The following is a 9,768-nucleotide window of genomic DNA, read 5'->3' as shown; positions in this document are numbered from 1 at the left end:
CCAACAGCCAGATCGACGATCTCCTGCCTTGGGTCTACATCAACAAGCTCGAGCTCAAGGCCGTGGCCTGAGAACACCGCTTACGTTCTGAGCATGGCGCGCGTCGCTGTGACTATGCAGCGCGGCCGCAGCTCAGCGGGCAATTATCCCGATGGTTCCTACTCCGAACCTGCCCGAGCTGTCTCCACTTGGAGCGACCCTTCCGGCAGCGGTCGCAGGAGTTCAGCCTCGGACCTCGTCAGGTGGATCCACGCCGCCCAGTCCGATGGCCGCAGCACAACCACTTGCCGGTTGTGATATGGCGCGACATCCGGGCCTGGCTCGCTCGTCAGCATCGTGAACGTCGGCGGCTTGTTGCCGACACCCTCGCGCCACAGCCCGGCAATTGCCATGAACGAATGGCCATTCAGCGAGAACCTGTGCTTGGTCTTTGGATATTTCGTTCCCGTGAATTCGAAGAATGCCGACGCGGGAACGAGACAGCGCTTGCTGTTGCCGAACTGCCGGCCCTCCGAGCGAAAGTTGAACACAGGTCCGCCTTTTGGTCCGGCCGGAGGAAAGCCGAACGTCATCGACGCCAGTTCGATTGCGTCGCCGGCAGCCCGCATTACCGGGGCGGGATCGTTGATGTGGATGTCATCCGCCTGCGGCAGATCCAGTTCGGTTTGATGACTGGGGATATTGAGCGCCAGCGATTTCATCATCCGGCAATACTCGGCCCAGGCGATGTGCTGCTCGTAGTCATTGCACATGGAATGGCTCCGCACGCTCGATCGAGATCAGTTCAATATATGGCGCTTGTTGGCGCTGATTGCTGGCGGATTTGATTATAAGCCTATTTGGGCCGGCGTGCGGCAGCGATGGCCTGCAACAGATTGATGCTGCTCACGTCGGGTTCGCTGGATGCGGCAACGGCAAGTGCGGCGGCCTCGGCTATTTTCGCGACGTCGTCGCTGCTGATCGTTCCGCGCTTTTCCAGAAGATTTACAAGTTCGACAACGAGAAGAAAGGCGTTCACGCCATATCGTTCGGCTTTGAGCTCGAACTCGCCTCGAGCCAATTTCTCCGCGTCTCCTTCAGCCCGTTTGTCCACGTTGGCGTCCTCTCCTATGGCGACAAGCTATTAACGCTTAGCACGAATGGTTTAATCCTTCGAACTCGCCACAACCTTCGCCAATTGCCGGGCATAGTGTCGCCGGTGGCAAGGGCATGGGTTCAGCCAAGGATGAGACCAACCAACAGAACGGTAAGAATAAAGGACAGCACGACGGCAAGTAGCCCGCATGCTTCCAAAGTGTTGGTTTGCCAAGCTTTCGTCGGGCGCCTCCGGTTTGAATTCCTGTTTCGCGAAACAAACTTCATCGGGCACCAGATCGGACGCGGAGCCGGCTTGAATTCGGCAAAGTGCTCCTCTTCATCGGCCCGGAAGGCATCTCCGCGAAACTCCGGAGCACCGTATGCGCGGCGCTGGCCTGCCTTTCATCGACGCGTGCCATCACCAGTACGACACCCTGTGCGATCTTCGGCTTGCGCGGCTTCTGGGCGAAATCGGCAAAAGTTCCGAGAAGCACGCCGGCAAAGCCGCCCCACGCCGCACCGACCAGGGCCATCCCGGTCATGCCCGCAGGATCAATGTCTTGAGCTCCAAAAGCACTGAAACCGGCCAACAGACCAGCCGTCGCGCCAAGTGCGGCACCAGCAACCGCACCCCGCCAGAGAACGCTCACCTCATCATCGTAATATCCAGCAACGCTGATCGGTTCATCGTTGTCGTTGTAAGATCCGACGACGCTGATCTGGCGGCGGCGAATCCCGGCGGCCTGAAGCCTGGCAACGGCACGTGCTGCCTGGGCATGGGAATTGAACAGTCTGCTGATCGTTTGCATTTACGGCCAGGCCCGAAGCTCGTTCGGAGCGTCGGGCCTCTCCTCCCTGGCTTTGAACTCTCCGCCCGGACGCATCTTCGTCGCGCCAAAGCTCACCACAACGTGAGCCGGCGGGCTACGTTCCTCAGCCGGGGCTTCGGTCCAATCCTGGAGTATTTTGCTTGGGACCTAAGTCTGACCTGCTTGAGTGCAACGGACAGCGAGGCCATGCCGGCGGGGGAGCCGCTGCCGAGGCGAAGAGGTCGAAGAGAGGGCTAGGACGCTACCGCAGACCCAAAAAGCTCAAAATGGCGATTACGATCACAATGGCGCCGACCAGCCAGATAATGTTGTTCATCATTACGCTCCTTCGCCTACGGGCTGGGCGCACGCCGAGGCGAAGCCCGCCACGCATGTAGAACATTAGATATGGCTAAAGGTTCCTCGCGGGCCTTGCTGTCGAAAGAGCCCGCCGCACCAGTCGGCACGGCGGGCGACGCACATTTGCCGGGAGATGGGCAGCGTAAGGCGTTGCGTCCAAGACCTAGCTGATGCTTCTGGACCAGTTATCTATTTGGCGCTCCGCCTCTTCCTTGGCGATGCCATATCGCTCCTGGATCCGGCCTGCCAGCTGGTCCCGGTTGCCCTCGATCCGATCGAGATCATCGTCGGTGAGGTCACCCCACTGCTCTTTCGCCTTGCCTTTGAACTGCGTCCATTTTCCCTTGATTTGATCCCAGTTCATATGTTCCTCCTTGCTTCCTGGGCCCGTACTGAGCGGAGCGCGGACCGATCCGCATTTCGATGTTGGTTACGAATGAAGATTAGCAGCCGCTAAAAGTTCCGGTGCCGGCGCAAAAAGCCCGCCGTGCCCGTGCCGGACTGCGAGCTGATGTTGATGCTATCCAAAGCTTGATTGCCGTTCGCAGCGCCATCTTATCCCGTTGAAGTCGCCGGACTTCTTGCTTGCTGGCTTTGGCCGGCAAGCCTCGAGAGGCTGCCCGGCAGCATTGTTCTGTCCTTGCCGATCATCAGCACGCCGCTGTCGGGCGCTAGCAGGGCCGAGAACGGCAGCATCGCCGCGCCGATCGGCGAGGCCTCGGGGCCGAATTGTCCCGAGACGATTTCCGGCGCCACGATGCCGATGGCGCTGACCCTGTTGAACTGGGTCTGCACCTTTGCCAGCAACTCGAGATGGATCGGCCGCGGCAGGATGCTGTCGAGAACGATCGCCTCGATGTCAATGACCGAAGTGATGGCGATGATCGCCTCGACCAGCGCATTGGCGCAATCGTCGATCCATTCGGACAGCGGTTCGCGCGCCCCCGGCGGCAAGGGATCGAGCTCGCGCACGCGGTTGATCTCGATGCCTCGCGATTTGAGATGATTGACCAGCACATAGATCGAAGCGCGATGCAGTAGGCTCTGGTAGCGCGCCGGCTTGGCCGCCACCGAATCGAGGCTTGAAGGCGAGACCGGCAAAGGACCGAGCGCGGCGCTGTTGCCGTGCGGCCCGGTATGGACCTTGCCGCCTTGCACCAGTCCACCGCCGACAAAGGTATCGATCGAGATATGCATGAAGTCGCGGAAGCGCGCGCCGGTCCCCTGGATGAGTTCGGCGAGTGCGGCCGATGACGCGTCGTTTTCCACGAAGACCGGGGTCGTCGGCTTTGTGGCAAAGAACGTCGTCAGATCGATTGCTTCCCAGCGGCTGCCAAGATCGTCGGGAAAGCCGAGCTCTTCGCTCCAGCCGCCGAGGAAATATGGCGAGGCGATGCCGACGCCGACAATGCTGGCATCGCCAAGCCCCTCGACCAGCTTGTCGAAATTGGCGAGCGACATGTTGCCGGCCTTGAGCACCATATCGGGATCTGGAAAGCGATATTCATGCGACTCGCGGGAGCGGACCTCGCCGGCAAAGTCGACGAGCACGGCTTCCAGCGCTCGACGGCCGATCTTGATGCCGACGCTGTAGATACGCTCGGGTGCAAGTCGGTAGAGAGTGGATGGCGATCCGCGTTGTCCGAACCTTTTTCCCACTTGCTTTACGAATCCGGACGATTCCAGCCCGTCGACAATGGTTGCGACTGCAGCCGGCGTCAGATTTGCGGCGCGCGCTAAATCGGACTTGGATGCCTCCTTCAGGCGGCGAATGGCATCCAGCACGAAGCGCTCGTTATAATGCCGAACCTTGACCGAATTGCTGCCTTTTCCGGACAAAACCGGCGCCTCCCCATTTCATTCCCGCAGAGCCACTCCAGCCGCTTGCAGCTTTGAGGGTGCCGCGGGGTCGAGCACTCCAATCGCACCCGTGCGCGACGCGACAGTGCCCCTCGCGGCCATGGAAGTCAATTTTCCAGTTGCGGCATTCAGCCATTTAATATAGCAAATTGAAAAAACAGGACCAGGGAGGAAAGGTGCTGCACTTGGGCGCATTAGGCGAAGCCGATGCCATGGTGAAGAGCGACGCGGCTGTCCCCGTTGCCCTGGTTCAGGCGACAAAAGCCTTCGGCGGCACGATTGCCCTCAAGGACGCGTCCTTCGAATTGCGCTCAGGTGAGGTGCTGGCTCTGCTTGGCGAAAACGGCGCCGGCAAAAGCACCTGCGTAAAGCTGCTGGCCGGCGTGTATCTCCCGACCGGCGGCCATGTCGAAGTCGATGGCAAGCCTGTGGTCTTTCATTCGCCGCACGACGCCCAGGCTGCCGGCATCTCGGTCATGCACCAGCACCCCGGTCTTTTCCCGGATCTTTCGGTGGCGGAAAACATCTATCTCGGCCATATGCCGCGCGACCGCTTCGGCGGTATCGACAACGCCGCCATGCTTGCCGGCGCGCGCAGGGTGCTGGCGACAGTCGGCCTCGACGTGCCGGCCGAAACCCGGCTCGGAACGTTGCGCACCTCCGAACAGCAACTGGTCGAGATCGCCCGCGCCCTGTCGCTCGACGCGCGGGTGCTGATCATGGACGAGCCGACGGCCGCCCTGTCGCAGCGCGAGGTCGAGCGGCTGTTCGCCGTCGTCGCCGACCTGCGGCTGCACGGCGTGGCGATGATGTTCGTCGGCCACCGCATGGACGAGATTTTCCGCATCGCCGACCGCATCGCGGTGCTGCGCGACGGGCGTCTCATTGGTGTCAAGCCGAAGGCCGAGCTTGGCCGCGCCGCCGCCATCGGCATGATGGTCGGCCGCGAGGTCACCGACCTCTATCCGCAGCGAAACCACGCCACCGGCGCACTGGTGCTGGAGGCGAGGGGGCTTTCACACGCCGGCGGCTTTTCCAATATCGACTTCAAGCTCCATGCCGGCGAGGTGCTCGGGCTCGGCGGCCTGGTCGGCAGCGGGCGGACCGAGATCGCGCGCGTGCTGTTCGGCATCGACCAGCCCGATGCCGGCGAAATCCTGATCGACGGCGAGACTGTGCGCTTCGCGTCGGCGCGTGACGCCATGGATGCGCGCATCGCCTATGTCTCGGAAGACCGCATGGGCCAGAGCCTGGTGATGGATTTTTCCATCCTCGACAACGCCGTGCTGCCCGTCCTCGACAAGGCGGCCCGCTCCGGCGTCTACGGCACGAACCGCGCGATCGATCTGGTTTCGGACTGGCTGAAGCGCATGAAGCTTCGCTTTTCCGGCTACGCGCAGCCGGTGAAGGAACTGTCCGGCGGCAACCAGCAGAAGGTGGTGTTGGCCAAGTGGCTGCGCACCGAACCGCGCGTCCTCATCCTCGACGAACCGACGCAAGGCATCGACGTCGGCACCAAGGCGGAAGTGCATGCAATGATCGCCGACCTTGCAGCGCAAGGCATGGCCATCATCCTGATCTCCTCCGAAATGCCCGAGCTCATCGGCATGTGCGACCGCATCATCGTCCTGCGCGAAGGCCATCGGACGGCCGAATTCAGCAGGGGCGAAGCTACCCAGGAAAAGGTGCTGGAAGCAGCGACGAAAGCCGGCGAAAGCGCCGATGCGGCGGCACAGGCCGCCGGTGAGGAGACAAGAAAAGGACCGCTCGACATACTGAAGCGGCGGGAGTTCGGCCTGCTCGCCGCGATGCTGGCGGTCGCCATCCCGGTCACCATCATCAACCCGCGCATGGTGAGCGCTGCAAACCTGACCGCGGTGTCGATGGATGCCGCGCTGCTCGTCGTAGCGGCACTCGCGCAGATGCTGGTGCTTATCACCCGCAACATCGACCTTTCGATCGCAGCGGTGATCGGCCTGTCGGCTTACATGGCGGCCAGCATGGTCCAGGCCTATCCGGGGCTCGACATTGGCATCGGCCTGATGACCGCATGCGCCGTCGGTGGTGTCGCCGGCCTGATCAACGGCCTCGTCGTCACCAGGGGAAAGATCCCGGCGATCGTCGTCACGCTGGCCTCGATGTCGATCTTCCGCGGCTTCAACTCGATCTGGGCGGCCGGCGACCAGATCAGCGCCGACGAAGTCACGCAAGCCTGGCTCGACATGACCGGCCTGAAGATCGCCGGCGTGCCGCTGATCGTCGTCATCGCGATCGTCATCCTGTGCCTGGGTTATGTGCTGCTCTATCGCACCGCCGTCGGCCGCGAACTGTTCGCCGCCGGCTCCAATCCGGACGGCGCGCGTCTGATCGGCATCCCCGTTGACCGCCGCATCCTGCTGGCCTTTGGCATGGCCGGCCTGCTCGGCGGCCTGTGCGGCGCGCTGTGGGCATCGCGCTATGCGACCATCGACGCCCGCGTCGCGCTCGGCTTCGAACTCACCGTCATCGCGTCGGCGGTGGTCGGCGGCGTCGCCATCCGCGGTGGTTCGGGCACATTGCTCGGCATCATTCTCGGAGCCCTCACACTGCTCGTCATCAAGAACGGGCTGACGCTGGTGCGCGTCGACCCGCTGTGGCTGCAGGGCGTCTACGGCCTGGTTATCCTGGTCGCCATCGGCATCGACACCTTCATCGTGCGGCGTGCCGAGCAGGCAAGACAGGCGAGGGCGCGGTGAAAAAGTTCCTCCGTTCGATCGACTTCTGGGATCTGCTGCTGGCGACCTCTTGCGTGGCCATCTTCCTCTATGCCGCGATCTTCGTGCCGAATTTCGTTTCCGGCTTCAATCTTTCGCAACTGGCCGCCAGCGCCTCGGAAAAGGCATTGCTGATCCTGCCGATGACGCTGCTCATCATTACCCGCGAAATCGACCTGTCGATCGCCTCGGTGCTGGCGCTGACCTCCGTCGTCTTTGGCTTGCTGGTCCAGGCCGGTGTGCCGACGCTTGCCGCAATCCCGCTGACGCTCGCCGTCGGCGGCCTGCTCGGCGCCTTCAACGGCTATCTGGTCTCGGGTCTTGGACTGCAGTCGTTGGTTGTGACGCTCGGCACCATGGCGCTCTATCGAGGCATTGGCTACATCCTGCTCGGCACCGGCTCGGTCAACATCCTGCCGCCCGCGGTCGTCGACTTCGGCATCAACAACCTGCCGGGCACCGAGATACCGTGGACCATCGTGCCCTTCCTGGTGCTGGCGCCGGTGTTTGCGGTCGTGCTGCAGAAGACGCCGACCGGCAAGCGCATCTACGCGCTCGGCGGCAGCCCCGAAGTGGCGCGCTATTCCGGCATAAACACGCGCCGGATGGTGCTGAACCTGTTCGTCGTCTCGGGCGTCGTCGCGGCGATAGCCGGCATCGTCTATACCGCGCGCCTTTCCAACGCCCGCGCCAACAACGCGCTCGGCATGGAGCTCGATGTCATCACCATCGTGCTGCTCGGCGGCGTCAGCGTCTTTGGCGGCAAGGGCCGCCTGACCGGCGTCATGCTGGCACTGGTCCTCATCGCCATCATCCGTAACGTGCTGGCGCTGAACCAGATCGGTGGCGACGCGCAGGGCATGATCATCGGCCTGCTTCTGATCGGTTCGCTGCTGGTCGGCAATTACTGGCGCTCCACACAGGAGATGCTCAATAGATCCCGCGCAATGCGGGAGACAAAGGGGTGATCTCGGGCCCCTTCCTTCAAGCCCGAATTTTGACGGAGGAGTCACAATGAAAGCGTTTAGATTAGCCCTGCTCGCATCCGCGGTTCTGCTTGCGCCAACGTCGCTGGCCTTCAGCCAGGAGTGCGCCAAGGAACCCGTAACGGTCGGTTTCCTGCCCAAGCTCGACACGGACCCCTACTTCAAAGTGGCCTTCGGAGGCGCACAAGAGGCGGCCAAGGAAATTGGCGGCACCGCTACCCAGGTCGCCCCATCGCAGGCGACTGCCGAGGCACAGATCGAATTCATCAACAGCCTCGTGTCGCAGAAGGTCGGAGTCATCGCAATTGCCGGCAACGACGCCAATGCCGTCGCGCCTGCGCTGAAGCGCGCCGTTCAGCAAGGCGTCAGGGTGATTTCATATGACTCCGATGTGGCCGCCGATGCCCGCGCGGCATTTGTCAATCAGGTCAAGGGCGACAGTCTGGCAGAAATGATGCTCGAAAGTGCATTCGCCCTCAGTGGCGGTGAAGGCGAATTCGCGATCCTGTCGTCGACGCCGACGGCGACCAACCAGAACGCCTGGATCGACTTCATGAAGGCGAAGATGGCGGCCGAGCCGAAGTTCTCCAAGATGAAGCTGGTGCAGGTGGCCTACGGCGAAGAAAGCGAACAGATCAACCAGCAGCAGGCATTGGCGCTGGTCCAGGCGTTTCCCGATCTCAAGGTGATCATCGTCCCGGCAGGCATCGGCCTTCCGGCGGCCGCGCGTGCACTCGAGGAAGCGGGCATGATCGGCAAGGTCAAGCTGACCGGCCTCGCGCCGGCCACTCTGATCTCGAAATACATTAAGGACGGGGCGGCTCAAGATATCTGGTGGAACGTCACCGATCTTGGCTATCTTACCTATCAGACAGCCCAGGCGCTTGCGCAGTGCAAGATCACCGGCAAGGAGGGTGAGAAGTTCACGGCAGGCAGGCTCGGCGAATACACGATTGGCGCCGGCGGCGAACTGATCCTTGGTCCGGCCAAGATCGTGACCCCCGAAAATCTGGCCGAGTTCAAGTTCTGATCCTTTAGAGCTCAAGTTCCAGCGGGGCGCCGGGTCCATCCGGCGCCCCTCCTAAAACATCTCGAATGAAAACAGTGCGGGGGCGGCAATGAAGATATTGCTTGCAGGCGAAACCTTTGCGGCGACGACGTCGGTCGCCATCGGCAGCGATGTACTTACAAGCGCGGCCTCGACAAATGGTGCGACCGCCTTCAATACCGCGCTGGCCAGTGAAGGCATCGCGGTCACGCAGATCGGCGGTGAGCGTTGCAGCGCGGAGTTTCCCTATGAACTCGATGCGCTCGCCCAATATCAGGCGGTGGTGATCTCCGATGTCGGCGCCCTGACATTGCTGGTGACGCCGGATGCCCGCGCCGGGCGTGTCGGCGTCGACCGCCTCGATCTGCTCAAGGCCTATGTCGAAGGTGGCGGCGGGCTGATGCTGGCCGGCGGTTACATGGGCTTTCAGGGCATGTTCGGGACGGCGCGGTTCCACGACACCCCGGTTGAGGATGTGCTGCCGGTCCGCTGCCTGCCCTTCTGTGACGGCATGGAGGTGCCGCAAGGCCTGCAGGCCTCCATCCTGCAGCCGTCACATCCGATATTGTCCGGAGTGGAGGGGCCGCTGCCGCCGATTCTCGGCATGAACAAGCTGGAATTCAGGCGCGACGGTTCGTCCCGGCTTCTGGCGACCTGCCACCATCGCGGCGCCGACTGGCCGCTCCTTGCCGTCGGCAGCCATGGCCGCGGCCGCACGATTGCCTGGGCAACCGATATCGGCCCGCATTGGCTCTCGCAGGATTTCCTCGGATGGCCGTTCTACGGAAGACTGATGGCGAACATGGTCCATTGGCTCGCCGGCAATGAATGAGAAAGCTGGTTTGACCAGTGCGGTTGCCCAATCCTCCAACGAA

Annotated in this window: 9 protein-coding genes; 4 read left to right on the top strand and 5 right to left on the bottom strand. The window is 62.3% G+C overall.

What is annotated here, in order from left to right; all coding sequences use genetic code 11:
• Positions 1 to 158: 158 nt before the first annotated feature.
• The 5 genes from NKH21_RS30590 to NKH21_RS30570 all read right to left on the bottom strand — a co-directional run bounded on the left by NKH21_RS30590 (position 159) and on the right by NKH21_RS30570 (position 4,085).
• Entirely contained in the window at positions 159 to 752 is a 594-nt protein-coding gene (locus NKH21_RS30590) for an SOS response-associated peptidase (RefSeq protein ID WP_352664092.1), read from the bottom strand.
• Between the two features lie 83 nt (positions 753 to 835).
• Positions 836 to 1,093 (bottom strand): hypothetical protein, encoded by a 258-nt coding sequence (locus NKH21_RS30585; protein ID WP_352664090.1) that lies wholly within the window; start codon positions 1,091 to 1,093, stop codon positions 836 to 838.
• Between the two features lie 265 nt (positions 1,094 to 1,358).
• Positions 1,359 to 1,886 (bottom strand): hypothetical protein, encoded by a 528-nt coding sequence (locus tag NKH21_RS30580; protein WP_352664088.1) that lies wholly within the window; start codon positions 1,884 to 1,886, stop codon positions 1,359 to 1,361.
• A 523-nt stretch (positions 1,887 to 2,409) separates the two neighbouring features.
• Positions 2,410 to 2,610: a CsbD family protein gene (locus NKH21_RS30575; protein WP_352664086.1), complete on the bottom strand. Its 201-nt coding sequence runs from the start codon at positions 2,608 to 2,610 to the stop codon at positions 2,410 to 2,412.
• Between the two features lie 191 nt (positions 2,611 to 2,801).
• The gene (locus NKH21_RS30570) at positions 2,802 to 4,085 is read right to left on the bottom strand and encodes an ROK family transcriptional regulator (protein ID WP_352664084.1); all 1,284 of its coding nucleotides are present in this window, start codon (positions 4,083 to 4,085) and stop codon (positions 2,802 to 2,804) included.
• Between the two features lie 197 nt (positions 4,086 to 4,282).
• Here NKH21_RS30570 and NKH21_RS30565 point away from each other — a divergent pair, with 197 nt between their 5' ends.
• The 4 genes from NKH21_RS30565 (at position 4,283) to NKH21_RS30550 (ending at position 9,725) form a co-directional block, all read left to right on the top strand.
• A complete protein-coding gene (locus NKH21_RS30565) occupies positions 4,283 to 6,841 on the top strand; it encodes an ATP-binding cassette domain-containing protein (RefSeq protein WP_352664082.1) in 2,559 nt (852 codons plus the stop codon).
• Positions 6,838 to 7,827 carry an ABC transporter permease gene (locus NKH21_RS30560; protein ID WP_352664080.1) on the top strand — a complete coding sequence of 330 codons (990 nt, stop codon included), beginning with the start codon at positions 6,838 to 6,840 and terminating at the stop codon, positions 7,825 to 7,827. Before NKH21_RS30565 ends, NKH21_RS30560 begins: the two co-directional genes overlap by 4 nt.
• A 46-nt stretch (positions 7,828 to 7,873) precedes the next feature.
• Positions 7,874 to 8,875, top strand: a complete 1,002-nt coding sequence (locus tag NKH21_RS30555; protein WP_352488291.1) for a rhamnose ABC transporter substrate-binding protein — start codon at positions 7,874 to 7,876, stop codon at positions 8,873 to 8,875.
• Positions 8,876 to 8,963: 88 nt separating this feature from the next.
• Complete coding sequence (locus NKH21_RS30550; RefSeq protein WP_352869557.1) at positions 8,964 to 9,725, top strand: glutamine amidotransferase; 762 nt, start codon at positions 8,964 to 8,966, stop codon at positions 9,723 to 9,725.
• Positions 9,726 to 9,768 lie beyond the last annotated feature (43 nt).

The sequence above is a fragment of the Mesorhizobium sp. M1329 genome, assembly GCF_040318035.1.
In the GTDB taxonomy this organism is placed as follows: Bacteria; Pseudomonadota; Alphaproteobacteria; order Rhizobiales; family Rhizobiaceae; genus Mesorhizobium.
The sequence above is the reverse complement of the archived record's forward strand: the minus strand, read 5'-3'. Positions and strand labels throughout refer to the sequence as shown.